Below are 23,350 nucleotides of genomic sequence, written 5' to 3'. Positions count from 1 at the left end.
CCGCTCGTTACGCGATCGGGCGGTGTCGGGCCTAGTGAAACTCTGATGACAGGGTATGGGCTTTTTGCAAAATCATGACGGTTTGCGCGCCCGCCATTCCTCGCGGGTGAGCGCCCAGATCTCGGTCGGATGGCGGCCGGAGACGTAATCGCGTTCGTCGGTGGCGACCAGCCGCATGCCCTGCCGCCGCGAAACCGCGCGCGAGGCGGTGTTCTGGACCGCCTTGGAAACCCGCAATTCGGGTTGACCGAGGATTTCGAAGTAATGATCGGTCACCGCCGCCACCGCTTCGGTGACATAACCACAGCGCTGGAACGCGCGCGCGATCCAGAAGCCCCGGTGTTCGTCCGTCCCGATCCGCAGGTTGATCTGGCCGATCGGCGTGCCGCTGTCACGCAGGCGGATCGTCCAGGCGCAGGCCTCGCCCCGCGCGATCTGCGGCAGCAGCACATCGCGCAGGAACACCAGCGCACCATCCGCCGGATAGGGCCACGGCACCCGCGCGTTCATGAATTCGACGATCTCCCAATGCGGGAATTCGGCCTGCACGAAGGCGGCATCCTCCAGGGACACCGGCACCAGATCGAGCCGCGCCGTGGCAATGACCGGGACGGTCATGTGGCCCCCACCTGCTTCAGCCAGTCCTCCAGATTGTAGTAATTGCTCACGCGCGCGATCAGGCCGTCGCGGATTTCAAAGAATGCCCCGGCGGGCAGGACGTAGCGCTGGCCATGCGCTGCCGGCAATCCGGGATCGGTGCGCAGATATTCGCCATGGACCACGAACTCGGCGGCGGCGCGCGATCCGTCCGCGCTGGTCATCACCACGATATCGGTCAGTCGTTCGCGATAGGCGATGTTCATATGGTCGAGAAACCGGGCGAATTTTTCGCGCCCGATCTCCCTTGCACCCTGATTGATGTCGTGCACCACATCTGTGGTCAGCACATCGAGCATCGCCTGCGACTGGCCGGCGTTGAAGGCGGCGTAGTAGGAATCGATCAGGGTCTTGGTGGCTGTCGGCATAGGGCGGGCTCCGGTCGGATGTGCGGCGAGCATTCCAAGTTTCGGCCGCGATATCAAGGGACCGAAGCGACCTTGCGGGCGAAACCGGCCGACACGGCATGGCGCGCGGTCAGAAATGCGGGATCGGAAAGCTGCGGACCAGACTGCCGCAGATCAGCTGCCAGCCATTGATCATCACGAAGAAGATCAGCTTGAACGGCAGCGATACGCCGGTGGGCGGCAGCATCATCATGCCCAGGCTCATCAGGATGGCCGCGACCACGAGGTCGATCACCATGAACGGCAGATAGATCATGAACCCCATCTCGAAGCCGCGCCGGAGTTCGCCGACCACGAAGCTCGGGATCAGGACCCGCCATGTGACCTCGGCCCGATGCGCCGGGATGGTGGCATGGGCGATGGTGGAAAACATGCGGATATCGACCGGTCTGGTGTTCTGGGCGAGGAAGGTGTGGAACGGGGCGGCGGCGCGGCTGATGCCGGTCATGGTATCGATGCTGCCCTGGGTCATCGGCAGCAACCCGACATGCCATGCCTGCGCAAAGACCGGCTGCATCACGAAATAGGTCAGGAACAGAGCGAGGCCGATCCTCACTCATCCCCTCATTACGTAGCCGGCATGGAATTGCCGAATATGCCGCTGCTGCGCAGCATTTCCGTGAACCGCCGCATCAGGGGCAGTAGCCGGTGCTTCGGCATGTTCGGGATCAATTCATAGAGCATGCACCCCTGACGGAACAACGAGTGTGAGCGGGTCTTCGAAGTGTTGGACTTGAGCTGTCGATCCATTCCCAGGCTCTCGCCTGCCGTCCCGAGCATGGTCAGCAGCGCCATCGCAAACGCGCTGATGAGCAGCAGCCGATCGCGCCGCTCTGGTTCGGCGATGCGGATCTCAGCCATCCCCATCCCAAAACGCAAATCCTTGACGTCCCTGAAGCTGGGTTCGATCGTCCAGCGCCGGGAATATTGCTTGATCAATGTCCCTGCAGACGCCACGGCGTCACTGCTCGCCAGGCACCACGGCTCCTTCATGTCACGCGCATGTACGCACACCACGGCACCGACCTGATAGGCGTGCGAGGCGGTGACGCGCGCACCACGCAGTTTGCGCGCCCGGCCCGATTTGCCGACCCAGTCCGCCGCGGTTCGCGTCTCGCCTGCGGCATCGGTGACATGGATGTTGCCGCGGAAGCGAATGATATAGGCAAAGCCAAGCTCCGTAAGATACGCGAACAGCTTGTGGTCACCGAAGCCGCGGTCGGCCAGGATGGTCACGCGGCAGCCGGGCGGGACAACCTCCGACAGGCGGCGCAGGCAAGTATCCTCGATGGCGTTGCGCTGATCTTTCAATTCCTCTTTCCACATCGACAGCCACAACAGAGGCATCGCCCGGCCATGCTTGCTCACCAGGTTGAGCGCCAACGTTGCCTGATCGTCGCCGTCGAAATCCGTCCAGTCCATGGCAACGACGATGTCGGTCTGCGAACCCACCAGATGCGGTACCCAACGGGCGAAGCTTTCCCAGACGTCGATACTCTCGTTACTGAGCATGCGATCAACCTGCTTGATCGCGTGCTTGGTCACCAGCCCGCGCGCCTGTGCCAACGCCTGACCGATCATCGCGACGGCGAGCGACGCGCCGGTCATCACGCCCAGTGTCGCAGCAGACAGGGAGTCAACGCGTTTGGCGTGGAGATCGTGGGCATACAACTCGTCAATGAATGCGCGGATGTCCTTCAACCGCCCACCATCACGCTTTTTCGATGCTGCAATTCCCATGATCCACCCTCATCCATGCATTCCAACGCTTGGTAGAGAATCGCAGCGAATCGGCGCAATACCTGGACCTATGGAAAATGGGGGGATTCCTGAGAGGCCGATCAGCACGGTATTGGGCGGCATGGTCTGCATGCCCAGAGCGGTGCGCAGGATGCTGAGGACGATGATGATGCGGGTGAAGGCGGTGAGCATCACGAGCAGGCTGGGGGCGAGCGCCATCAGCCCGATGAACAGCACGAGCTGGATCAGTTTCGCGGTTTCCGGTGCGCCGCCATGCCCGAGATCGAGCGAAACCGACTGGGCGTGCGCAATGCCGACCGATCCGGCGGCGGCGATCGCGACGATGCAGGCCCGGCGCAGGACAGATTTGCGCATCAGACGCTCTCCTTGCGCGCGGGGGCTTCGAGCATGAGCAACTGATCCGACCTCCCGCCCGTGAGCACGGCGAAGCGCCAGCCTTCCACCTCCACGATCGAAAGGCGGCGGCCCTTGTCGAGCGCCAGGGACACCCGCCCCGCGATGCGGCGGGGGGTTCCGGCGCGGTCGAGCAGAGCGATCAACCCGAGCCGGCGGATCAGCCACGCGAGGCCGGTGATGAGCCCGAGCATGACGGCCAGCGCGAGGGTTGCGTTCAGGATTGTCGGTTGCAACATCGAAACTTCATCTCCGCGCCACGGGGAAGGCGAACCGGGCGGGCGCGGGATGCGCCTCGGGGTGCCTGCCATGCGGATAATCTGCACCGGAAAGGTTAATTTCCGGTTTCCATTGCGGCGAACCGGAGCGATTTTCAAAAAATCAAATCGGTGGCCCGTTAGTCGTTCGTTAATGATTGCGGGTTATGGTGCCGTCATGATCGGAATGACACCATGACCCAGGACCTGATGAGTATTGCGGCCAGCCGCATCGACTATCTGGCGCAGACGCAGAACGTGCTTGCGCAGAACATCGCGAATATCGATACGCCGGGATATTCGCCCCGCACGCCCATCCGGTTCGCGGACATGCTCGATGGCAGCCAGGTTTCGATGAGCCTGACCCATCCGGACGATATCGCACCGGCGGCGGATAATACTGTGGGCAGCGAGGATGCAACGGTCGCCGAACGCGCGCCGGACGGCAATGCGGTATCGCTCGACCAGGAACTCGCGGCCGTGGCCCGCACCCAGATCAATCAGCAATACGCTGTGAATATCTACAAATCATATCTCGGCATGTTCAACACCGCGCTCGGGCCGAGCATCTGATTCCGTCAACTTCAACTGAATATCGGGAAAAAATCCATGGAATTCGGAACTTCGTTATCCATTTCGGCGTCAGGGGCGGCAGCCCAGAGCGATCGCCTCCGGGTGATCGCGGAAAACCTGGCGAATGCGGACAGTACCGGCTCGACGCCGGGCAGCAATCCCTATCGGCGGCAGACCATCACCTTCAAGGACCAATATGATCGCTCGCTCAATGCCGATCTGGTCTCGGTCGGCCGGATCGGGACCGATCCTTCGGCATTTCCGACCAAATACGATCCGTCGAACCCCGCAGCGAATGCCCAGGGATATGTCAAGACGCCCAACGTCAACAGCTTCGTCGAACTGATGGACATGCAGCAGGCGGAACGCGCATCGGACGCCGATCTTTCGGTGATGAACGCCACGCGCGGCATGCTGACCCGCACGCTGGACCTGATCTGATGTCGGGCAGTGTCATGTCAGGCATGAGCTCGTTGTTCGGCGTCGCGCCCGGCGCGGCCGCCTATCAGCGCACCGCGCAATCCGCCAGCGGATCCGGCGAGGATTTCACCAAATATCTCTCGAACATGCTCACCAGCACGGTCGATCAGAGCGCCACCACCGAGGGGTTGGCTCAAAACGGCCTCATGGGCAACGGCGATCTCACCCAGGTGGTGACGTCGGTGGCGAAGGCGCAACTCGCGTTACAGACCACCGTCGCGATCCGTGACCGGTTGATCCAGTCATATCAGTCGATCATGAGCATGCCGATATGAGCCGCTTCGGCCGTGCGGCCCCTGCTCTGCGCGCGCAAGCAGCCATGCTGCGGGATGGTGCGGCATGACCGATCCCTCGGTTGCCCTGATGCTGCATGAGGCGCTCTACGTCACCGCCCGGCTGGCCGCGCCGCCGCTTCTGGCGTCGCTGGCCACCGGGTTGGTGATCTCGATTATCCAGGCCGTAACCCAGATCAACGAGCCCAGTCTGGTATTTCTGCCGAAAGTGGTGGCGATTGCCGGGGTGTTGGTGATGATGGGGGGGTATTCGGTCACGCTCCTGACCGCTTTCTCACGCTCGATCTTTTCCGCGATGATTCACGTGGGCTGAGCGGATGAACGATCTGCTGACCGGGGTGGTGTTCGATTTCCTGATCGTGTTCGTGCGGGTTTCGAGCGCCGTGATGCTGATCCCCGGCTTCAGCGCGTCGGGCGTGCCGCCGATGGTCAGGATCGGGCTGTCTCTGGCGCTGACCACGATGATCGCGCCGCTGGTGGCACCGGGTCTGCCCGCGATGCCGAGCCAGCCCGCCACATTGATCGCGATGATCCTGCTCCAGATCGTGATCGGTTTGTCGATCGGGTGGCTGACCCAGGCGGTTCTGGTCAGCCTGCCGATGGCGGGACAGGCGATATCGTACCAGATCGGTCTTTCCAGCGTGCTGCTGCCGAGCACCGAACTGGGCGCGAACAGCACGTTGCTGTCGAGTCTGTTCAATCTGATTCTGCCCGTGCTGTTTTTCGGCACATCCCTCATCATGCTGCCGCTGCTCTCGCTCACCAACTCGTTTCACCTGATCCCGGTGGATCTGCTGGCCCATACCGGCGATCAGCGGATCGCAAGCGGATTGATCCGCCTGGTGGTTCGGACAGTCGGTTCGGAATTCGTCGTGGCGATCCAGATCGCCGCGCCGTTTCTGGTGATCGGGATGATCTGGCAGGCCGGTCTCGGGTTGATGGCGCGCGCGGCACCGCAGTTGCAGATTTTCTTCGTCGCGGCACCGCTGCAGATTCTGGCCGGGCTGGTGCTGCTGGCGGTGTTTCTCGGCGCGATCCTCGGCACGTGGCAACATGCCGCAGGCGCCATGCTGATGCATTATGTCCGCCTTTGAAATGAGCCGCCCGCATCGGCCGCCGGCCGGCACCGCACGATCGCCGGGAAAGGCATCACACTATGGCTGAGCAGGAAAGCAAGACCGAAGCGGCCACGCCGGCGCGGATGACCAAGGTCCAGGCCGACGGCGATATCGCGGTCTCGCGTGAATTGACGACCTTGGCCTCGCTCGCGACAGGACTTGCCGTGCTCGGGGCGCTCGCGCCGGCGATGGCGCAGCATCTGACCCTCGTTCTGGCGGGGTTGATCCGGGACTCCGCCCGGGTCGACACCGCGTCCGGTATCGCCCGTGTCCTGCGGGCGGCGGGGGCTGCGAGTGCCGCCATCGTTCTGCCGATCGGTGCGGCGATCTCGGTCGCGGTGCTTGCAGCCACGTTTCTGCAGTCGGGGCTGCGCCTGAACGGCAAGGCGGTCGGCCTGCATTTCAACCGGCTCAACCCGTTATCGGGCTTCGCCAATCTGGTCTCGGCGCGGCACACGTTCGCGTCGGCCCAGTCGATCGTCAAGATCGCCTGCGTCGGGGTTGCGATCTACGTCATCGTCCACCAGAAAATCGGCGCGTTGTCCGGTGAATTCACCGTACCGGCCACCACCATGCCCGCGATGATCGGGCGCGCCCTGTTCGCGATGCTGCTTGCGGGAACTGCGGCGCAGGCAATGATCGCGGCGGCGGATTTCGCGTGGACCCGGCGCCAGTTCGCGACACGGAACCGGATGTCGCAGGAGGAAATCAAGGACGAACAGCGCGAGACCGACGGCGATCCCGCGGTCAAGGGCCGGTTACGCCAACTCCGCGCCCGGCAGGCGAAACGGAATTTACAGCGCGCCATGGCGCGGGCGACGGTGGTGATCACCAACCCGACCCACTACGCCGTGGCGCTGGAATATAATGAAGGCCAGACCCAGGCCCCGCGGGTCGTCGCCAAGGGGTGCGATCACGTCGCGGCGCGGATCAGGGAGATGGCGGTCGATTTGCGGATACCGATCGTCGCCAACCCGCCGCTCGCGCGCGCGCTGTTCACGCTCGATGAGGATAGTGAAATCACGCCGGAGCATTACCGGGCGGTCGCGGAGGTCATCGCCTATGTCTGGCGCCTGGCACAGCGCACGGCGGCGGCCAATCACTCGTGAGGGCCGTGGCCGTTGATTTCGAGCAGTGCCAGAAGCGCGGCGGCGCGTTCCGCCTCGGTGGGAGCTTCGAGCAACGCCTGTTTCTCGATCGCGGTGAACGGGCACGCCATGCATAATGTGGTGATCAGGGCCGGGTCCGATATTTCCTCGATCGCATCCCAGTTGGCATCGACTCCGGTGGCCACGAAGTAACGATGGAGCGATTCCAGCAGGCGATCGCGCGAGACGCCTTTGGCGGTCATCGGCTCGGGGAGCGGCGCGCCACCTGCAAGATCGTGGCGGAAGTCGGAGATATCGCCGTGGACCCGCCGGTAGCCGCGCCGCATTTCGGCTTCCTCGACGATGCTGAACCGGACCACTCCGAGCAGGGTGATGAGGTAGCGCCCGTCCTCGGTTTCGCTGAAGGCGACGATCCGCCCGAGGCACCCCTGACGGTACAGGGCAGGACCGGTTTCGTGGGCCGGCGCCGTGTAGTCGGGCTGGATCATGCCGATCAAACGACCGCTGCCGAGGGCATCATCCACCATGGCGAGGTAGCGAGGCTCGAAAATGTTCAGTGGCAGACGGCCACCGGGCAGCAACAATGCCCCGGTCAGCGGAAAAATCGGGAAGATTTCCGGGATGCTGTCGATACGACCGGTGACCGGGCTCATGCCTCGCGCCAGATTCAGCTGAACAGCAGCGTCGAAAGTTTTCGGCGCGCCGACATGGTTTCGGCGGCGTCGATCCCCCAGGCATCGAAGAATTTCAGGAGCTGGAGCCGGGCGGCATCCTCGTTCCAGCCTCGGTTGCGGCGCATGATCTCAAGGAGCGCATCGGCCGCACCGTCGCGGTCGCCCGTGGCGTTCAGCGCGCTGGCCAGCGCGAACCTCGCTTCATGATCGGCAGGGTCGGCGGCGAGGCGTGCCTCGAGCGCGGACAGTTCGCCGGCGGCCTGACGGCCCTCGCGCGCGACCGCGAGGGCGGTTTTCGCCGCCGCGATGTCGGCATGCTCGGCAAGTGCCGCGGGGATTTCGGCCAGAACGGCCTCGGCCTGATCATCGTCGCCCAGGGCGATGAGGCTGCGGGCAAGGCCGGCCCAGGCTTCGGGGCGCTCGGGGTCTTCATTGAGTGCGGCGCTGTAGAGATCGGCGGCCTGGGCGTGATCGCCCGCTTCGGTGGCCTTGCGGGCATCCGCGATCACATCGGCGGCGGGGGCGGCGGAGCCCGCGAGTTTCAACACTGCCTCGATGAACCGGCGAACCTCGCTTTCCGGAAGCGCGCCCTGGAACAGATCGGCGATCTGTCCCTGCCAGAATGCTGCGACCGTGGGGACCGATTGCAGCGGCAGCCCGAGGCTCGCCAGCTGCTGAACCAGGGCCCGGTTCTGGTCGATGTCGATTTTAACGAGGCGGACCCGACCGCCCATGGAACCCACGATTTTTTCCAGCGTCGGCGTCAAGGTCTTGCAGGGTCCGCACCAGGTGGCCCAGAAATCGACCAGAACCGGCAGGTTGCGCGACGCCTCGACCACGTCGGTCATGAACGTGGCCTGCGAACCGTCGATGATCGACGGCGTGGCACCCGGGGCCGGGCGAGCGGGTTTGGGGGTGGTGGTATGGTCCATGGTCGCTGATCCGTTCATCGTTGAGCGTACATGATACCCAGACGCCATCATGCAAGCCAGACGGCATCGGGGCGGCGCCCGGGGTCAGTCATGCACGAGCGATTGTCAAGCCGGCGGTGGAAACGCGGGCTACGGAAAACTCACGGTATTGCGCAGCATCGCATCGCGGGGCGAGGCAGGCTTCCTATTCATCGGATAGACGTCTTTCTACCGCCCCGCCGCCCAGACCGAAACCGCCGCCTCGGTCCGCTCCCCGGCGATCGCGCCGGCAATCCCGTCCCCGATCAGCGGCCCCAGCTTGAAGCCGTGGCCCGAACAGGCGCTGCCCAGCCACCCGCGCGCGCCCTCGCGCCGCACGAGAAATCGCTCATCCGCCGTCACGGTATAAAAACACGCCTTGCGTTCCAGCACCGTGTACTCATCGAAATCCTGCCACGCCCGCCGGGCCGCCTCGGTCAGCCGCGCGACATCGGCATCGGTCCCGACGCGATCCTCATCGGGATCGCCGCGCCGGGTGAACTGATGATCCCCGATTTTCAACCGCGTTGCCGCCCGCGGCGGCAAGGTATAGGTGCCGCTTTCGGCCCCCAGATCGATCAGCACCGGTGCGGCCTGCCACGCAGCGGCGAAACGCGGGGGCGGGGCCAGAAACATCACCGCCTGACGCGACGGCACCGCCTCACCGATGGTCGAAGGCACCAGCCGGTTGACCCACGCCCCCGCCGTCACCACCACCGCATCGCCACCGACCACCCCGCCGCCGGTCCTTACCAGACCCGCTTCCAGATCGACCGCCTCCACCCGGGTATCCGGGTGCAGCACCACGCCCAGCCCGGCGATCAGCTTGACCAGATCGGTCAGAATCCGGATCGGGTACAAAATCCCGGCCCCCTCGGTCCGCACCACCCGCGTCACCCCGTCGGGATTGACCATTGGATACAGCGCCATCGCCGCCTCGATCGGGATATCCTCGCACGCCACGCCCATCCGCCCCATCGAGCGCCGGGTGGTTTCGTACCATTCGCTTTCGCCGCGCATCAGATAGATCACCGGCATCGCATCGTAATGCGTGGCCCCGATCGCCGCCCACAGCGCCTCCCAGACCCGGAACGCCGACGGCATCAGATACGCATAGCCCTCCATGTCGCCATAGGCGTGCCGGATGATACGATGCTCGTCATACGACGAGGCCCTGGCGTAGGGCAGCGCGCCCTGCTCGAACAATTCCACCGCAAACCCGCGCCGCGCCAGCGCCCAGGCCGTGCTCAACCCGGCAATTCCGCCGCCGACCACCAGTACCTTGCCCCGGCTCATGCCATCACCTCGGCGCGCGGCGTCACCCACCCCTGCAACCGCCGCCAATCCGGGTCCAGCCCGGCAAACCGGGCCAACGACAATTTGCCGATCTCGGCGAACCCGCATCGCCCATCCATCACCAGATCCCGGACCGCCCGCCCGCTCGCGGGTGACAGGCCGAACCCCACGCTCGACATCGTTGCCACCGTCACGTTCCCCGGCGCTTTGGGCCGGTCCAGCACCGGGCGTCCGTCCGGCGTGTTCTCGACAATTCCGGCCCAGGAACGGATCACCCGCGCATGCGCGGCCTTGGGCAGTATCTGCGCCAGCCGCAACGCGATCTGGGTTATCGTCGGCGTCGAAGGCCGCGGCAGTTTACCGGCAAGCGGCAGATCATCCATCCACTCGTGCCAGCCGCCGCCATAGGCCAGATTTCCCCGCAGCGTCTGGCGTCCGTACAGCCCGTTGCCATCCACGCCGCCGAGCGGCATCAGCGGGAGCGCCTCGGTCACGATCATCTCGGCCCGCGCGGGCGCCACCGGCAGGTCGATCCCGATGCCCCGCAGCAGCACTCCCGATTGCGGCCCCGCCGCGACCACGAGTTGATCGCAGCCGATCGTCCCGTCCCTCGTCCGCACCCCGACCGCGCGGCCTTGCGCCATCTCGATCCCCAGCACCGGCACATGCTGCGCGATCCGCGCGCCATGATCCTGCGCCGCCCAGGCGTAGGCCTGCACCGTCCGCTGCGGATTGGCCTGACCGCCGGTGCGGATATGCACTCCGCCGATGTGCCGGTCCCCGGCCAGCGGCACCGCGTCGCGCACCTGCTGCGGGTCCATCATGTCCGCCCGATAACCGAGCCCGGCCAATATCCGCTGCATCCGCCGATATCGCGCCATCTGGTCCTCGGTCATCGCGATCACGATCCGCTCGGGCCGATGCTCGGTCGGATAGCCGAGCAACTGATCCATCAGCGGCCACAACCGCTGCTCCTCATGAAACAGCGGGCTCTGGTAATGGGTCGCCCCGCCGCCATTCCGGCTCGACGCCTCGTAGCCGATCACTCCCTTGTCGAGCACCAGCACATCCACCCCGTCGCGCGCCAGCCACCACGCGGCACTCAGCCCGGTGACCCCCGCGCCGATAATGACGACCGCAGCCCCTTTCATAAATGCATGTCCCCGGCGATGTATTCGGCCTCGCGCGCCGTGCCGATCTCGTCATACGGCACCCACTGGCTCACGATCCCGAACCACACATCCCACCCCTCCCGGCTCGCGGCGTCATCCGCCGCCGCCAGCGCGGCGAGGCTCAGCGGCCGCACCGGCGCGCGATATCCCGCCCGATTGACCGCGCCGATCTCCACATTCGCCCCGATCGCCAGCAGCATCGCCACCTGCTCGCGGCACCGCCTTGCCTGGCACGGCCCCATCGAAACCCGGGTGAGCCGCTTCATCTGGTCGTGATCGGGCGGCCCGTCGCCGAGCAGCGAGGCGTAATCCCGCGCCGCCATCGCCTCGGAATCCGCGCCGAGATAGCGGGGGGGATTGAGCGCGAACACATCGCCGCGTGTCACCTCCTCGCAGGTGCAGGCCAGCACGTCGCTGCCACCGGTGTCGAGCAGGGCGCGCATCCACTCCATCCGGTAGGCAAGCCCGCCCGGTTCATCGACCCCGGCACATTCCCCCGCGACACTGATCGCCGCGAGCGAGGTCTGCCCCGCGACCTGCACCGGCACGTAGCCGCCGCGATCAGGATCGAGCGCAAGTTCGCCCCCCAGCACGTCGAGCAGATCGACCTGCGGCACCAGCCCCAGTGCCAGGCATACGGTGTCGCATTCGATCCGCACGACCGTCCCGCCCGCCACCGGGATCACCCGCAGCGCCACCACCCCGTCGGACGTGGTCTCGGCCAGCAGCGGCACCTCGCCGCACCTGATCGCGACCCCGCGCGCCCGGACCGCCGCCACCAGCTCCGCGGGCCCCTGCGGCGCGTCCCGCACCTCGATCAGCGCGGCCACGGCCACCCCGTGATCCAGCGCGAGCAGCGCGGTTTCCAGCGCGAGCCGCCCGGAGCCGAGGATCGTGACCACCCGCCCCGCGAAGGCCGCATAGCGAACCAGCAGGGCATGCAGCCCCTGCGCGCCGATCACGCCCGGCTGATCCGATCCGGCGAACGACACCACCAGATCCCGCGCCCCGGTCGCGATCACCGCGCGGCCATAGCCGCATAAAAATGAACCTGTCTCGGTCGCCAGCCCGGCGATCGGGCAGGGCAGCACCTGCAATCCCGGCCCCGCGACCCACAGGCCCCAGACGCTGGTGTTGAGCATCACCTCGACGCCCGCCTCGAAGGCCGCTTCCAGCCCCGGCATCGCCCCGGCCACCTGCTCGGTCATCCGCGCCGGGTTGCCGAGCGCTGCCGTCGCGCGCCCTCCGAACAGATACGGCACATCGAGCCCCGCCATCGCCGTACTCACCGGATGCTCATCGACCAGCAGAACCGTTGCCCCCGAAGCCGAAGCCGCCAGCGCCGCCGCGATCCCGGCGGGGCCGGCACCGACCACCAGAACATCGACGACCCGATCGGGCCGCTTCAGCTTGCCGACCGCGCCGTGCGGATCGAGCCGGTGATCGGCGTGCATCTCACCATCCATGAATCATATCCTTTCCAGCGCCTGGGCGAGATCGCCGATGATATCCGCCTCGTGCTCGATCCCGACCGAGAGCCGGATGGTCGCATCGCTCACGCCGGAGGCTTCGCGCCGCGCTTTCGGGACCGAAAAATGCGTCGTCGTCGCGGAATGGCAGATCAGCGTTTCGGTCCCGCCGAGACTGACCGCGAGGCGCAGCACCCTGAGCGCATCGAGCATCCGGAACGCTTCGGCCTCGCCGCCCTTGATGTCGAACACGAAGGTCGATCCCGCCCCGGCGCATTGGCGCTCGAAGGTCGCGCGCGCGGCGCTGCCTTCGGGCAGAAACCCGGCATAGGTCACCCGCGCGACTTTCGGGTGATCGCGCAAAAACCGCGCCACGGCTTCGGCGTTGCGCCCCGCCCGTTCGGTGCGCAGCCCCATGGTCTCCAGCGAGCGCAGCAGCAGCCAGCACCCGTGCGGATCGAGATGCGTGCCCATCAGTGTCCGCATCTTGCGCAGGGGCTCGACCAGGGCGAACCGCCCCGAAACGCTGCCGCCAAGCAGGTCGCTATGCCCGCCCGCGTATTTGGTCAGCGAGGTCATGCAGAGATCCGCGCCCTGTTCCAGCGGGTTCTGCAACAGCGGCCCCATGAAGGTGTTATCCACCACGACCAGCGGTGCGGCTCCCTGCTGCAACTCCAGCCGCCGGGCGATCCGGGCGATCAGCGCGATATCGGCGATCCCGGCCAGCGGGTTCGACGGGGTTTCGACCCAGATCACCCCGAGCCGGCCATGCGCCAGCGCCCGGTCGACCGAAGCGGAAATCGCGGATTCATCGACCGCATCGCCGATCGCAAACGCCTTCACTCCGTGGACCGGCGCCATCAGATTGTTCAGCAGCCCATCGGTGCCGCCGTAGAGCGGGCTGGTATGCACCACGCTTTCGCCCGGCCGCACCAGCGACAGCAGGGTGGTCGAAATCGCCGCCATGCCCGAGTTGAACACCGCACATGCCTCGGCGCGATCGAGCGCCGCCATCCGTTCCTGGAGCATCTGCAGGTTCGGGTGATCGAGCCGCGCGTAGATATAGCCTTCATCCGGACCCGACTCCGGGGCGCGGCCGGCCAGATAGCCTTCATGGGCGGTTCTGGCGTGAAGCGCATCGCGATAGACAAAGGTGGAAGTCAGATAGATCGGCGGTTTGGCGGCGCCGTGATGCGCGGCGGGGTCGTATCCCGCGCCGACCGCGATCGTGTCGGGGTGCGGGCGATCCGCCATCATTCGGCGGCCAGAATCGGGCGCTGGCCGGTGACGAGCGCGTGGGGGATCGGTGACGCGAGCTGAGCCGCGATCTGGGCTTTGACCTGGGCCGCGTACCAGTCGACGAAGCGGATCGCGAGGGATTCCGAAATCTCGCTGTACGGTCCGGGCTGATAGCCGAGGGAATTGACCCCGCGCTGGTTGGTCTCGACCAGATCGCGGTCCTGCAGATTGGTTTCGTTCCAGACATTGACCAGATCGTCCACCGTGTAATCGACGCCTTCGACCGCGTCCTTGTGGACCAGCCATTTGGCGAGCACGATGGTCTCCTCCGGGGCGACCGGCAGGGCGATGAACATGAAGGTGAAATCGCCCAGCGCGTGGCAGAAACTATGCGGCTCCAGCGCCCAGCGCATCGAGCCGACATCGCCGCCGTTGATGGCGCACATCGGCTTCCTGACGCAGGGCTGGCCATCGAGGGTGATCGAGGCGTTGCCCTCGCGCAGGGCAAAGCGCGAGGCCTGCCACCATGCGCCTTCGACCGGCGCGCTCGGCAGGCCCAGCGCTTCCATCCGCTCCTGGAAGTTCTGGATGTTGACCCGCTCGGAGCTGAGGAAATTGCCCCGCGCATCTGTCGGGAACGAGACCGAGAGTTCCGGGTGGCGCGCCGAGCAATGATAGCACTCCCGCGCGTTTTCCATCACCAGTTTCCAGTTGCCGCGCTCGACCAGCGTGGCCTGGGCCGCGACTTTGGCGTTCAGCATGTCGTGCGGCGCCAGCATCGGCGCGACCTTGTCGTGAAAGGCGGTGAAATCGGGCGCGTCGTCCGCAAGGCACACGTAGAGCGTCCCCGCGACGGTGCGGACATGGATGGGTTTCAGCCCGTGCTCCGATTTGTCGAAATCGCGCGGCATCCGGCCCGCGCCGCGCAGGGCGCCGTGATCGTCGTACATCCATTGATGGTAGGGGCACATCATCCGCTCGGCGGTGCCGCAGCCATCCGGCAGGATCTGTGCGCCGCGATGACGGCAGGAGTTGAAAAACCCGCGCAACACCCCGTCCATCCCGCGCCACACCACGATGGGGCTGCGACCGATGGTGAGGGCGAGGTAGCTCCCCGGTGCCGCGACCTCGACCTCGAAGCCGACCATCAGCCAGGAGCGGCCGAAAATCTCGCGGAGATCGAAGTCGAAAATCGCCGGATCATTGTAGAACGCCCCCGGCAGACTATGGCCGGGCCGCCGCCTTTCCAGCAAGTCGCCGATCTGTGCGAAAGTCGCCTGCTGGTCGAGCATGATTGGTCTCCAAGATGCGTCTCAAATTAGAGGTCGCGTCGCCGTGAGGGCAAATCGCATTTGCGCATAAGCCCATCACTTTCTGCGGGTTCCGCGGGGCGATTGGTCGTATGCAACTCGCATGTCGCATGCATGCAAGACGTGACCATGGGCGACATGATGCTTAGTATCGCGCGACCGCCCGGGTGGTGTAACCTGACGTCTGGAAATTCATTTTGGGTTGGGAGTTGGTGCCCTTGCCGGGGCATGCCCCGGCAAGGGCTGTTCATTCTGGTATTCCATGCAGTTGTTCACACCAACATGGAGACCGATGAATGGACGCCAAAAAGGATACGATTATCGAGGCACTTTTGGAACATCTGATCGAAAACGGCGCAGGCGATATCGCCACGGTATTTGCCAGGACCTTCGAACTCGCCATGCAGATCGAGCGCGAACGCTTCCTCCACGCCAGTCACTACGAGCGCAACCCCGATCGTCAGGGTTACGCCAATGGCTACAAGCCCAAGCGGATCGATACCCCGGCCGGGTCGATCACCGTCGATGTCCCCAAAACCGCCGGTCACGTGGGCGAACCCTTCTACCCACAGTCCCTCGAACGCGGCCGACGCTCGGTCCGCGCCGTCATGGTCGCCGTCGCCGAAATGTACATCAAAGGCGTCTCCACCCGCGACGTCGAGGCCGTCATGCGCGAATTCGGCATCGAAAGCCTCTCCTCCGCTCAGGTCAGCCGCGCCAGCAAGCTGCTCGATGACGAACTCGCCGCCTGGCGCACCCGACCCCTCGCCGAGATCCGCTACCTCATCCTCGACGCCAGATATGAAAAAATGCGCGATAATGGCGTCGTCCGCGATGCCGCCGTGCTCTCGGCCATCGGCATCGGACCCGATGAACGCCGCCGTGTCCTCGGCGTCTCGGTCGCCCTTTCCGAGGCCGAAGTCCATTGGCGTGCCTTCCTCGAAAGCCTCCATCAGCGTGGCCTGCGAGGCGTCGAATTCATCGTCTCCGATGACCATGCCGGATTGCACGCCGCACGCCGCGCCGTCTTCGGCGCCGCACACTGGCAACGATGCCAGTTCCACCTCGCCCAAAACGCCATCCACCACGCCCCCAACCACGCCATCCGCAAACGCATCGGCGCAGAACTCCGGACCGTCTGGAACGCAAATTCCCTCGCCGCTGCCCAGATCGCTCTCACAACCCTCGTCAATGCCTATCGCGACACCGCACCAAAGCTCGCCGATTGGCTCGAACGAAATATCCCCGAAGGCCTCACCGTCTTCACACTGCCAGAACCCCACCAGCGCCGGCTTCGCACTTCCAACCCCATGGAACGCGGCATCCAGCAGGAACTCAAACGCCGCACCACCAAAATCAGGGTCTTCCCCAACGAAGCCTCCCTCGAACGCCTCGTCAGCGCCGTCCTCGTCGAAATCGATGAAAAATGGGCCGCCGACACCAAGGGCTACATCAAGTGGGACTACCAGGATGCCTGACCCCCGCTCGCCCTATTTTCCAGACATCAGGTTGCTCAATCACCGCCCGGAGATGGCGGCGTTCCAGGGATATCAAACCAGCGCGGATCGGTGACCAGACTCTGTGCATCCAGGAGGCGAAAATGAAAAATCTGACCGTCGTTACGGCTTTGGCTTCAAGCTTTGCGTTTGCGGCGCTCGCCATGGGGACCGCACGGGCGGCTGAACCGGCAAGCTGCAGGACCATCACGATGGCGAATATCGGCTGGACCGACAATGCGGTGCAGAACGCGGTATTCACCCAGCTTGCCGAAGGTCTCGGCTACAAGGTGAAGACCAATCTCTATTCCCTTCAGGTCATGTATGCCGGGATGAAGGACAACAAGATCGACGTCTTTCTCGACAACTGGACCCCCTCGCAGGACAAGACCACCGCGCCCTATCTCAAGGAGAAGGCGATTCAGATGATCGGGCCGGATCTCACCGATGCCAAATACACGCTGGTGGTGCCGCATTATCTGTATGAGGAGGGCCTCAAGAGCTTCGCCGACATCCATAAATTCGGCAAGCAGCTGAATTACAAGATCTATGGCATCGAGCCGGGCAACGACGGCAACCAGCATGTCCTCGCCATGATCAAGGCGAACAAATTCGACCTCGGCAACTTCCATCTGGTGCAGTCGAGCGAGGCCGGGATGCTCTCGGAAGTGTCGCGCAAATATCCGAAGAAAAAGGCGATCGTGTTCCTCGGCTGGGAGCCCGAGCCGATGAACGTGCAGTTCCACATCGATTACCTGTCGGGCGGGCATGAATATTTCGGGCCCGACGAAGGCAAGGCGACGATTTATATCAACACCCGCTACGGTTACGCCAAGGAGTGCCCGAATGTCGGCACCCTGCTGCATCATTTCAAACTGACGATCGATGATGAAAACAAAATGATGTACCAGGTGCAGGTCGATCACAAGGAAGCCTCTTCGGTCGCGGCCACCTGGCTGAAGGCACATCCCGACTGGGTGAAATCCACCCTTGCCGGGGTCACCACCATCGATGGCAAGCCCGGCGAGCCGGCGGTGATGAACGCGCTGAAATCGAGCTGATCCTTATGTCTCCGCCCCGGCCGAACCGCCGGGGCGGCCCCGTGGCAGCCGGACGATTGCGGAGGCGCAGCCCATGAACCTGTTGAGCCGACCCGAGAGATGGATCACCCACCACGCGATCCCGGTGGGCGACTGGTCGACCGATTTCGTCAATTTCATCAAGAACAATTTCCAGGGATTGTTCGACGCGCTCTCGAACGCCCTGGGGTTTCTGCTCGATTCGACCACCGAAATCCTCCACGCGGTGCCCGCGTTGATCCTGATCGTGATTTTCACGGCGCTGACCTATATTTTCAAGAAATCATGGCGGCTCGCCCTGTTCGTGTTTCTCGCCCTGCTGTTCATTCTGAACCAGGGCTACTGGGACCGGACGCTCGAGACGATTTCGCTGATCGTCTATGCCACCATCGCCTGCATGGCGATCGGGGTGCCGATCGGCATTGCCGCCGCGCACCGGCCCGGCCTGTACCGGGTGATCCGGCCCGTCCTCGACATGATGCAGACCCTGCCGACCTTCGTGTACCTGATCCCGACGCTGGTGCTGTTCGGCCTCGGCAGCGTGCCCGGGCTGATTTCGGCGATCGTGTTCGTGGTGCCGACCCCGATCCGCCTGACCTATGTGGGGATCAGCAACGTGCCGCGCCCGCTGATCGAGGCCGGGCAGGCGTTCGGGGCAAGCCCGACAGAGTTGTTGTGGAAGGTCGAGATTCCGGCGGCCTTGCCAACCATCATGGCCGGGCTGACCCAGGTGATCATGCTGAGCCTGTCGATGGTGGTGATCGCGGCGCTGGTGGGTGCCGGTGGACTCGGGGAACCGGTGGTCGAGGCAATGGAGACGGTGCAGATCGGCAAGGGCTTCACCTCGGGCCTTGCGATCGTCATCGTCGCGGTCATTCTCGATCGGGTGTTTCGCCCGAACAAGGAGACCGGGGCGTGAGTTTCGCCGCGAAGTTCGAAAAGGTCGACATATTGTTCCCCGGCACCGGGGATCGCGGGGCGCGGGGGCGGATGCAGGCGGCGCTGGCGGCGCTCGATGCCGGGCAGTCGCGCAACGACATCATCGCTTCGACCGGGATCGTAGTGGGGGCTGCGGACGTCAGTCTCGAAATCGAACAGGGCGAGATTTTCGTCATCATGGGCCTTTCCGGCTCGGGCAAGACCACGGTGCTGCGGGCGCTCAACGGGCTGAACCCGATCAGCCGGGGCCGCATCACGATCCGCCACGGCGACGAACTGGTCGATATGAGCAACCCGCCCGCCGCCACGCTGCGCCGCCTGCGCAACCGGGCGGTTTCGATGGTGTTCCAGCAATTCGCCCTGCTGCCGTGGCGCAGCGTGCGCCGCAACGTCGAACTCGGGCTCGAATTGCGCAAGATGCCGCAAGCCGAGATGCGCGCGGCGGTCGATGAATGGCTTGAGCGGGTGGGGTTGCTGCAATGGGCCGAAAAACACGCGAGCGAGTTGTCGGGCGGTATGCAGCAGCGGGTCGGGCTGGCCCGCGCACTGGTGACGAACCCCGACATATTGCTGATGGACGAGCCGTTCTCCGCGCTTGATCCGCTCATCCGCAACAAATTGCAGGACGAGCTGCTGCAATTGCAGCGCAGCGTGCAGAAGACGATCATTTTCGTCACCCATGATCTGGACGAGGCACTCAAGATCGGCAACCGCATCGCGATCATGAAGGACGGGCGGGTGGTTCAGGTCGGCAAGCCCGAGGACATCGTGCTGCGTCCCGCGACCGATTACGTCGCGGAATTCGTGGCGCATATGAACCCGCTCACCGCGATCCGCGCCGCCTCGCTGATGCGCCCGCTCGAAGCACTGGAACGGCGGGACGGGGCCCATCATTTCATCGACCGCGAGACCTACCGCTTCACCCTCGGTCCGGCGGGCGGGATCGATGCCGTGCATTGCGAGGGGGCGATGATTTCGATCCATCATGCGGCTGAAGGCATTGCCGCGCCGCGCGATGCGATCGGCGTGGTGACCTCGGAGCATCTGCTCAAGGATGTCGTCGATATCCGCCAGCAGACCAGCCGGCCCGTGCTGGTCCACGCCGAAGGGCGGATCGTCGGCTGCTGCGGCACGGCGGAAATTCTCGATGCGCTGACCCAGGCCGGACGAGCCGGCTATCAAGACCCGACCCCCCACTGACCGAGGCTGTGACTGCATGATACCCCGACCCTCCTTCATCGCCGGACAGGATCGGTCCGCCCCCGGCGCCGCGACATTCGAGGACGTCAACCCGGCGACCGGCGCGGTGCTCGCCACCCTCGATATCGCCGATGCCGCCGCGATCGATGCCGCCGTTATTGCCGCGAGCCACGCCCAGCATGCATGGGCCGCGACCCCTGCCGCCGAACGCGGACGCATCCTGCTTCGCACCGCCCGCCTGCTGCGCGACAATCTCGATCGGCTCGCGCGGCTGGAATCGCAGGATACCGGGCGGCCGATCAGCGAAACCCTCGCCGTCGATGTGATTTCCGGGGCCGAGTGTCTCGAATATTTCGGCGGGCTGGCCGGCACCATCGCGGGCGAGGCGATCGATCTCGGCCCCACCGCCTTCGGCTATACCCGGCGCGAGCCGATCGGCGTGGTCGCTGCGATCGGTGCCTGGAACTACCCGCTGCAGATCGCCTGCTGGAAAGCCGCGCCCGCATTGGTCTGCGGCAATGCGGTGATTTTCAAACCCGCGCCGCAAACCCCGCTCACCGCGCTCGAACTCGCCCGCATCTTTCAACAGGCCGGACTGCCGGACGGATTGTTCAACGTGGTCAACGGGCTGGGCGAAACCGGGCGGCTTCTGGTCGAACATCCGGGGATCGGCAAAATCTCGCTCACCGGATCGGTCGCGACCGGCAAAGCGGTCGCCGCCCTCGCCGCCGCCAGCCTCAAGCGGGTGACGCTCGAACTCGGCGGCAAATCCCCCATCATCATCTGCGACGATGCGGATATCGACAGCGCGGTGAACGCCGCCATGCTCGGCAATTTCTACTCCGCCGGGGAAATCTGCTCGAACGGCACCCGCGTGTTCGTTCATCGCAGCATCCACGACCGGTTTCTCGCCGCCCTGGTCGAAAAAACCAGAAGCCTCGTCATCGGCGACCCGCTCGACCCCGCCACCCAGATCGGCGCCCTGATCTCGCCCGAACACATGAATAAGGTCCTTACCCATATCGAAGCCGGCAAAGCCGCCGGAGCGCGACTGGTCACCGGCGGCCAACGCCGCACCACCGGCTCTCTCGCCCATGGCAACTTCGTCGAACCCACCATCTTTGCCGACTGCACCGACACCATGAGCATCGCCCAGGAGGAAATCTTCGGTCCCGTCATGGCCGTGTTCGCCTTCGAGACCGACGCCGAAGCCACCGCCCGCGCCAACGCCACGCCCTACGGCCTGTCGGCAGCAGTGTTCACCACCACCCTCGCGCGCGCCCATACCATGATCGCCCTCCTCAAAGCCGGCACCTGCTGGATCAACCAATACAACATCACCCCGGTCGAACTGCCGTTCGGTGGCATGAAACAATCAGGCTACGGCCGCGAAAACAGCCGCACCGCACTCGACGCCTACACCGAAACCAAATCCGTCTACGTCGCACTCACACCGGTGGTGGGGTTTTGATGACGCAAGTAAGCAAGGCGAGGGGCTTTGCCCCCTCGACCCCCACTAAGGGCGAGCCCTTAGAACCCGCTAGTTTTAGGCAAGGGGAGGGCGCTGCCTCGGACTTTCCGCTGAACTGGCCTCGACAGCCCTCCCCTTGCCTAAAACTGATGGATTTTAAAGGCTCCGCCTTTAACGGGGGTCCAGGGGGCAGAGCCCCTTGGCCTTCCTTACGTGAGGCACCAACCCCATGACCGAGTATGACTACGTCGTAGTCGGAGCAGGCTCCGCGGGGTGTGTGTTAGCGGCGCGGTTATCGGAGGATGCCGGGGTTTCGGTTTTGTTGCTGGAGTATGGGGGGTCGGACCGATCGGTGTTGATACAGATGCCGAGTGCGTTGTCGATGCCGATGAACATGAAGCGGTATGATTGGGGGTATCGCAGCGAGCCGGAGCCGCATCTGGGTGGGCGGCGGATGCACACGCCGCGGGGGAAGGTGTTGGGGGGGTCATCGTCGATCAACGGGTTGGTTTATATTCGCGGCAATCCGCTCGATTTCGACGGCTGGGAGGAGATGGGGGCGCGGGGGTGGGCCTATCGCGATGTCTTGCCGTATTTCAAGCGGGCCGAGACGCGGGATGAGGGGGGCGATGCGTGGCGCGGTGATGCCGGGCCGTTGCATACGAAGTATGGAGCTTTGAAAAATCCCTTGTATCGCGCGTTCATCGAGGCGGGGCGGCAGGCGGGGTATCCGGTGACCGAGGATGTCAACGGATATCAGCAGGAGGGGTTCGGCCGGATGGACATGACGGTTCATCGCGGCCGGCGGTGGAGTGCGGCGAATGCGTATCTGAGGCCGGCGCGGGGGCGGCGGAATCTGAGCGTCGAATCCGGTGTGCTGGTCTCGCGCGTGGTGTTCGAGGGCGGGCGGGCGGTGGGGGTGGCGTATCGGCGGCGCGGCAGGGAGGTTGTGGCGCGGGCGGCGCGGGAGGTGGTGCTGGCGGCGGGTGCGATCAATTCGCCGAAGCTGTTGAAATTATCCGGGGTCGGCCCGGCGGACGAGTTGCGTTCGCACGGGATTGCGGTGGTGGCGGATCGCCCCGGGGTGGGCGAGAATTTGCAGGATCATCTGGAGTTTTATTTCCAGTATGCGTGCACCCAGCCGATCACCCTGTATTCAAAGATGAATCCGCTGGCGAAGGCGCTGATCGGGTTGCGCTGGCTCGCGATGCATGACGGGTTGGGGGCGACCAATCATTTCGAGAGTTGCGGGTTCATCCGCTCGCGCGCCGGGGTGAATTATCCCGATATCCAGTATCATTTTCTGCCGCTCGCGGTGCGCTACGATGGCAAGGGGATAGCCTCCGAGCATGGGTTTCAGGCGCATGTCGGGCCGATGCGGTCGCGCAGCCGGGGGTGGGTGCGGTTGCGCGGGGCCGACCCGGCGGCGGCACCGTCGATCGTGTTCAACTACATGAGCGACCCGCAGGACTGGCAGGAGATGCGCGCGTGCGTGCGGCTGACCCGCGAGATTTTCGCGCAGGAGGCGTTTGCGCCGTTCCGGGGGCGCGAGATCGCGCCGGGTGCCGATGTGGCGAGCGATGCCGAGATCGATGAGTATATCAGCAGGAACGTCGAGAGTGCGTATCATCCGTGCGGGACGTGCCGGATGGGTTCAGTGGATGATCCGATGGCGGTGGTCGGGCCGGATACCCGGGTGATCGGGGTGGAGGGGCTGCGGGTGGCGGATAGTTCGATCATGCCGCGGGTGACCACGGGGAATCTCAATGCGCCGACCATCATGATCGGGGAAAAGGCGGCGGATCATATTCGGGGGGTGGCGTTGCTGCCGCCGAGCAATGCGCCGTTCCATACCGCGCGGAATTGGGAGGCGGCGCAGCGATGACGGAATTATACAAGGGTTGCGCCGAGTGAGTGCGCGTCGATCGCGCGTCGCCGTGCCTTAACTGACGGGGTCTGGGGCCTGAGGTCCCGGCGGGTCCGGGGCATGCCCCGGCCTTATCGTAG

The 23,350-nt window shown here is 64.8% G+C and carries 24 protein-coding genes and 1 pseudogene; 12 read left to right on the top strand and 13 right to left on the bottom strand.

Translation table 11 applies throughout. From position 1 onward, the window contains the following. Nucleotides 1–72 precede the first annotated feature (72 nt). The 6 genes and pseudogenes from SIL87_RS19050 to SIL87_RS19025 form a co-directional block, all read right to left on the bottom strand. Nucleotides 73–618, bottom strand: coding sequence for a GNAT family N-acetyltransferase (locus tag SIL87_RS19050; RefSeq protein WP_319615723.1), 546 nt, complete (start codon nucleotides 616–618; stop codon nucleotides 73–75). After that, nucleotides 615–1,025: a ketosteroid isomerase-related protein gene (locus tag SIL87_RS19045; RefSeq protein WP_319615722.1), complete on the bottom strand. Its 411-nt coding sequence runs from the start codon at nucleotides 1,023–1,025 to the stop codon at nucleotides 615–617. Before SIL87_RS19045 ends, SIL87_RS19050 begins: the two co-directional genes overlap by 4 nt. A 109-nt stretch (nucleotides 1,026–1,134) precedes the next feature. Beyond that, on the bottom strand, nucleotides 1,135–1,620 hold the full coding sequence (locus tag SIL87_RS19040) for a flagellar type III secretion system pore protein FliP (protein ID WP_319615721.1): 486 nt from the start codon (nucleotides 1,618–1,620) through the stop codon (nucleotides 1,135–1,137). Between the two features lie 11 nt (nucleotides 1,621–1,631). Then, nucleotides 1,632–2,804 carry an IS4 family transposase gene (locus SIL87_RS19035; RefSeq protein WP_319612376.1) on the bottom strand — a complete coding sequence of 391 codons (1,173 nt, stop codon included), beginning with the start codon at nucleotides 2,802–2,804 and terminating at the stop codon, nucleotides 1,632–1,634. Nucleotides 2,805–2,894: 90 nt separating this feature from the next. Next, a pseudogene (locus SIL87_RS19030) lies at nucleotides 2,895–3,179 on the bottom strand (flagellar type III secretion system pore protein FliP); the annotation flags it as partial. Next, nucleotides 3,179–3,457: a hypothetical protein gene (locus tag SIL87_RS19025; RefSeq protein ID WP_319615720.1), complete on the bottom strand. Its 279-nt coding sequence runs from the start codon at nucleotides 3,455–3,457 to the stop codon at nucleotides 3,179–3,181. The gene SIL87_RS19025 and the pseudogene SIL87_RS19030, both read right to left, overlap by 1 nt. 213 nt (nucleotides 3,458–3,670) lie before the next feature. On the opposite strand from SIL87_RS19025, the gene SIL87_RS19020 reads away from it, so the two are divergent. The 6 genes from SIL87_RS19020 (at nucleotide 3,671) to SIL87_RS18995 (ending at nucleotide 7,048) form a co-directional block, all read left to right on the top strand. Next, nucleotides 3,671–4,048, top strand: coding sequence for a flagellar basal body rod protein FlgB (locus tag SIL87_RS19020; RefSeq protein WP_319615719.1), 378 nt, complete (start codon nucleotides 3,671–3,673; stop codon nucleotides 4,046–4,048). Nucleotides 4,049–4,084: 36 nt separating this feature from the next. Then, nucleotides 4,085–4,489: a flagellar basal body rod protein FlgC gene (gene flgC / locus SIL87_RS19015; protein WP_319615718.1), complete on the top strand. Its 405-nt coding sequence runs from the start codon at nucleotides 4,085–4,087 to the stop codon at nucleotides 4,487–4,489. Then, nucleotides 4,489–4,803, top strand: a complete 315-nt coding sequence (locus SIL87_RS19010) for a flagellar hook-basal body complex protein FliE (protein ID WP_319615717.1) — start codon at nucleotides 4,489–4,491, stop codon at nucleotides 4,801–4,803. Before flgC ends, SIL87_RS19010 begins: the two co-directional genes overlap by 1 nt. A 64-nt stretch (nucleotides 4,804–4,867) precedes the next feature. Continuing rightward, complete coding sequence (locus tag SIL87_RS19005; protein WP_319615716.1) at nucleotides 4,868–5,134, top strand: flagellar biosynthetic protein FliQ; 267 nt, start codon at nucleotides 4,868–4,870, stop codon at nucleotides 5,132–5,134. Between the two features lie 4 nt (nucleotides 5,135–5,138). After that, on the top strand, nucleotides 5,139–5,915 hold the full coding sequence (locus SIL87_RS19000; protein WP_319615715.1) for a flagellar biosynthetic protein FliR: 777 nt from the start codon (nucleotides 5,139–5,141) through the stop codon (nucleotides 5,913–5,915). Between the two features lie 62 nt (nucleotides 5,916–5,977). Next, a complete protein-coding gene (locus tag SIL87_RS18995; protein ID WP_319615714.1) occupies nucleotides 5,978–7,048 on the top strand; it encodes an EscU/YscU/HrcU family type III secretion system export apparatus switch protein in 1,071 nt (356 codons plus the stop codon). Here the strand turns inward: SIL87_RS18995 and SIL87_RS18990 are convergent. The 7 genes from SIL87_RS18990 to SIL87_RS18960 form a co-directional block, all read right to left on the bottom strand. After that, nucleotides 7,039–7,701 (bottom strand): LON peptidase substrate-binding domain-containing protein, encoded by a 663-nt coding sequence (locus SIL87_RS18990; protein WP_319615713.1) that lies wholly within the window; start codon nucleotides 7,699–7,701, stop codon nucleotides 7,039–7,041. The two genes, SIL87_RS18995 and SIL87_RS18990, sit on opposite strands and share 10 nt — an antisense overlap. A 14-nt stretch (nucleotides 7,702–7,715) precedes the next feature. Next, on the bottom strand, nucleotides 7,716–8,654 hold the full coding sequence (locus SIL87_RS18985; protein ID WP_319615712.1) for a tetratricopeptide repeat protein: 939 nt from the start codon (nucleotides 8,652–8,654) through the stop codon (nucleotides 7,716–7,718). Between the two features lie 207 nt (nucleotides 8,655–8,861). After that, nucleotides 8,862–9,968, bottom strand: coding sequence for an NAD(P)/FAD-dependent oxidoreductase (locus SIL87_RS18980; protein ID WP_319615711.1), 1,107 nt, complete (start codon nucleotides 9,966–9,968; stop codon nucleotides 8,862–8,864). Next, on the bottom strand, nucleotides 9,965–11,119 hold the full coding sequence (locus SIL87_RS18975) for an NAD(P)/FAD-dependent oxidoreductase (RefSeq protein ID WP_319615710.1): 1,155 nt from the start codon (nucleotides 11,117–11,119) through the stop codon (nucleotides 9,965–9,967). Before SIL87_RS18975 ends, SIL87_RS18980 begins: the two co-directional genes overlap by 4 nt. Next, on the bottom strand, nucleotides 11,116–12,606 hold the full coding sequence (locus tag SIL87_RS18970; RefSeq protein WP_319615709.1) for an FAD-dependent oxidoreductase: 1,491 nt from the start codon (nucleotides 12,604–12,606) through the stop codon (nucleotides 11,116–11,118). Before SIL87_RS18970 ends, SIL87_RS18975 begins: the two co-directional genes overlap by 4 nt. Nucleotides 12,607–12,609: 3 nt before the next feature. Beyond that, on the bottom strand, nucleotides 12,610–13,863 hold the full coding sequence (locus tag SIL87_RS18965) for a cystathionine gamma-synthase family protein (RefSeq protein WP_319615708.1): 1,254 nt from the start codon (nucleotides 13,861–13,863) through the stop codon (nucleotides 12,610–12,612). After that, a complete protein-coding gene (locus tag SIL87_RS18960) occupies nucleotides 13,863–15,140 on the bottom strand; it encodes an aromatic ring-hydroxylating oxygenase subunit alpha (RefSeq protein ID WP_319615707.1) in 1,278 nt (425 codons plus the stop codon). Before SIL87_RS18960 ends, SIL87_RS18965 begins: the two co-directional genes overlap by 1 nt. Before the next feature lie 314 nt (nucleotides 15,141–15,454). Between SIL87_RS18960 and SIL87_RS18955 the strand changes: the two genes are divergently transcribed. The 6 genes from SIL87_RS18955 to betA all read left to right on the top strand — a co-directional run bounded on the left by SIL87_RS18955 (nucleotide 15,455) and on the right by betA (nucleotide 23,228). Then, nucleotides 15,455–16,636, top strand: coding sequence for an IS256 family transposase (locus tag SIL87_RS18955; RefSeq protein ID WP_319612316.1), 1,182 nt, complete (start codon nucleotides 15,455–15,457; stop codon nucleotides 16,634–16,636). A gap of 122 nt (nucleotides 16,637–16,758) precedes the next feature. After that, on the top strand, nucleotides 16,759–17,715 hold the full coding sequence (gene choX / locus SIL87_RS18950; RefSeq protein ID WP_319615706.1) for a choline ABC transporter substrate-binding protein: 957 nt from the start codon (nucleotides 16,759–16,761) through the stop codon (nucleotides 17,713–17,715). A gap of 73 nt (nucleotides 17,716–17,788) precedes the next feature. After that, nucleotides 17,789–18,652 (top strand): choline ABC transporter permease subunit, encoded by an 864-nt coding sequence (choW, locus tag SIL87_RS18945; protein WP_319615705.1) that lies wholly within the window; start codon nucleotides 17,789–17,791, stop codon nucleotides 18,650–18,652. Then, nucleotides 18,649–19,872 (top strand): choline ABC transporter ATP-binding protein, encoded by a 1,224-nt coding sequence (gene choV / locus SIL87_RS18940; protein ID WP_319615704.1) that lies wholly within the window; start codon nucleotides 18,649–18,651, stop codon nucleotides 19,870–19,872. The genes choW and choV overlap by 4 nt, the downstream gene beginning before the upstream one ends. A gap of 16 nt (nucleotides 19,873–19,888) precedes the next feature. Beyond that, nucleotides 19,889–21,343: a betaine-aldehyde dehydrogenase gene (gene betB, locus SIL87_RS18935; protein WP_319615703.1), complete on the top strand. Its 1,455-nt coding sequence runs from the start codon at nucleotides 19,889–19,891 to the stop codon at nucleotides 21,341–21,343. A 229-nt stretch (nucleotides 21,344–21,572) separates the two neighbouring features. Beyond that, nucleotides 21,573–23,228 carry a choline dehydrogenase gene (betA, locus tag SIL87_RS18930; RefSeq protein ID WP_319615702.1) on the top strand — a complete coding sequence of 552 codons (1,656 nt, stop codon included), beginning with the start codon at nucleotides 21,573–21,575 and terminating at the stop codon, nucleotides 23,226–23,228. Nucleotides 23,229–23,350: the final 122 nt, after the last annotated feature.

It is taken from the genome of Acidiphilium acidophilum, assembly GCF_033842475.1.
In the GTDB taxonomy this organism is placed as follows: domain Bacteria; phylum Pseudomonadota; class Alphaproteobacteria; order Acetobacterales; family Acetobacteraceae; genus Acidiphilium; species Acidiphilium acidophilum.
This window is presented reverse-complemented; position numbering and strand designations above follow the sequence as displayed.

Excerpts from the sequence above, each read along its gene's own strand:
- SIL87_RS18995 (WP_319615714.1), top strand. The coding sequence starts at position 5,978 with ATGGCTGAGCAGGAAAGCAAGACCGAAGCGGCCACGCCGGCGCGGATG.
- betA (WP_319615702.1), top strand. The coding sequence starts at position 21,573 with ATGACCGAGTATGACTACGTCGTAGTCGGAGCAGGCTCCGCGGGGTGT.
- SIL87_RS18960 (WP_319615707.1), bottom strand. The coding sequence starts at position 15,140 with ATGCTCGACCAGCAGGCGACTTTCGCACAGATCGGCGACTTGCTGGAA.
- SIL87_RS18975 (WP_319615710.1), bottom strand. The coding sequence starts at position 11,119 with ATGAAAGGGGCTGCGGTCGTCATTATCGGCGCGGGGGTCACCGGGCTG.
- SIL87_RS18955 (WP_319612316.1), top strand. The coding sequence starts at position 15,455 with ATGGACGCCAAAAAGGATACGATTATCGAGGCACTTTTGGAACATCTG.
- betB (WP_319615703.1), top strand. The coding sequence starts at position 19,889 with ATGATACCCCGACCCTCCTTCATCGCCGGACAGGATCGGTCCGCCCCC.
- SIL87_RS18965 (WP_319615708.1), bottom strand. The coding sequence starts at position 13,863 with ATGGCGGATCGCCCGCACCCCGACACGATCGCGGTCGGCGCGGGATAC.
- SIL87_RS19035 (WP_319612376.1), bottom strand. The coding sequence starts at position 2,804 with ATGGGAATTGCAGCATCGAAAAAGCGTGATGGTGGGCGGTTGAAGGAC.
- SIL87_RS19005 (WP_319615716.1), top strand. The coding sequence starts at position 4,868 with ATGACCGATCCCTCGGTTGCCCTGATGCTGCATGAGGCGCTCTACGTC.
- SIL87_RS19000 (WP_319615715.1), top strand. The coding sequence starts at position 5,139 with ATGAACGATCTGCTGACCGGGGTGGTGTTCGATTTCCTGATCGTGTTC.
- SIL87_RS19010 (WP_319615717.1), top strand. The coding sequence starts at position 4,489 with ATGTCGGGCAGTGTCATGTCAGGCATGAGCTCGTTGTTCGGCGTCGCG.
- choW (WP_319615705.1), top strand. The coding sequence starts at position 17,789 with ATGAACCTGTTGAGCCGACCCGAGAGATGGATCACCCACCACGCGATC.
- SIL87_RS18985 (WP_319615712.1), bottom strand. The coding sequence starts at position 8,654 with ATGGACCATACCACCACCCCCAAACCCGCTCGCCCGGCCCCGGGTGCC.
- SIL87_RS18970 (WP_319615709.1), bottom strand. The coding sequence starts at position 12,606 with ATGGATGGTGAGATGCACGCCGATCACCGGCTCGATCCGCACGGCGCG.
- SIL87_RS18990 (WP_319615713.1), bottom strand. The coding sequence starts at position 7,701 with ATGAGCCCGGTCACCGGTCGTATCGACAGCATCCCGGAAATCTTCCCG.
- choX (WP_319615706.1), top strand. The coding sequence starts at position 16,759 with ATGAAAAATCTGACCGTCGTTACGGCTTTGGCTTCAAGCTTTGCGTTT.
- SIL87_RS19025 (WP_319615720.1), bottom strand. The coding sequence starts at position 3,457 with ATGTTGCAACCGACAATCCTGAACGCAACCCTCGCGCTGGCCGTCATG.
- SIL87_RS19045 (WP_319615722.1), bottom strand. The coding sequence starts at position 1,025 with ATGCCGACAGCCACCAAGACCCTGATCGATTCCTACTACGCCGCCTTC.
- SIL87_RS19020 (WP_319615719.1), top strand. The coding sequence starts at position 3,671 with ATGACCCAGGACCTGATGAGTATTGCGGCCAGCCGCATCGACTATCTG.
- SIL87_RS19050 (WP_319615723.1), bottom strand. The coding sequence starts at position 618 with ATGACCGTCCCGGTCATTGCCACGGCGCGGCTCGATCTGGTGCCGGTG.
- flgC (WP_319615718.1), top strand. The coding sequence starts at position 4,085 with ATGGAATTCGGAACTTCGTTATCCATTTCGGCGTCAGGGGCGGCAGCC.
- SIL87_RS18980 (WP_319615711.1), bottom strand. The coding sequence starts at position 9,968 with ATGAGCCGGGGCAAGGTACTGGTGGTCGGCGGCGGAATTGCCGGGTTG.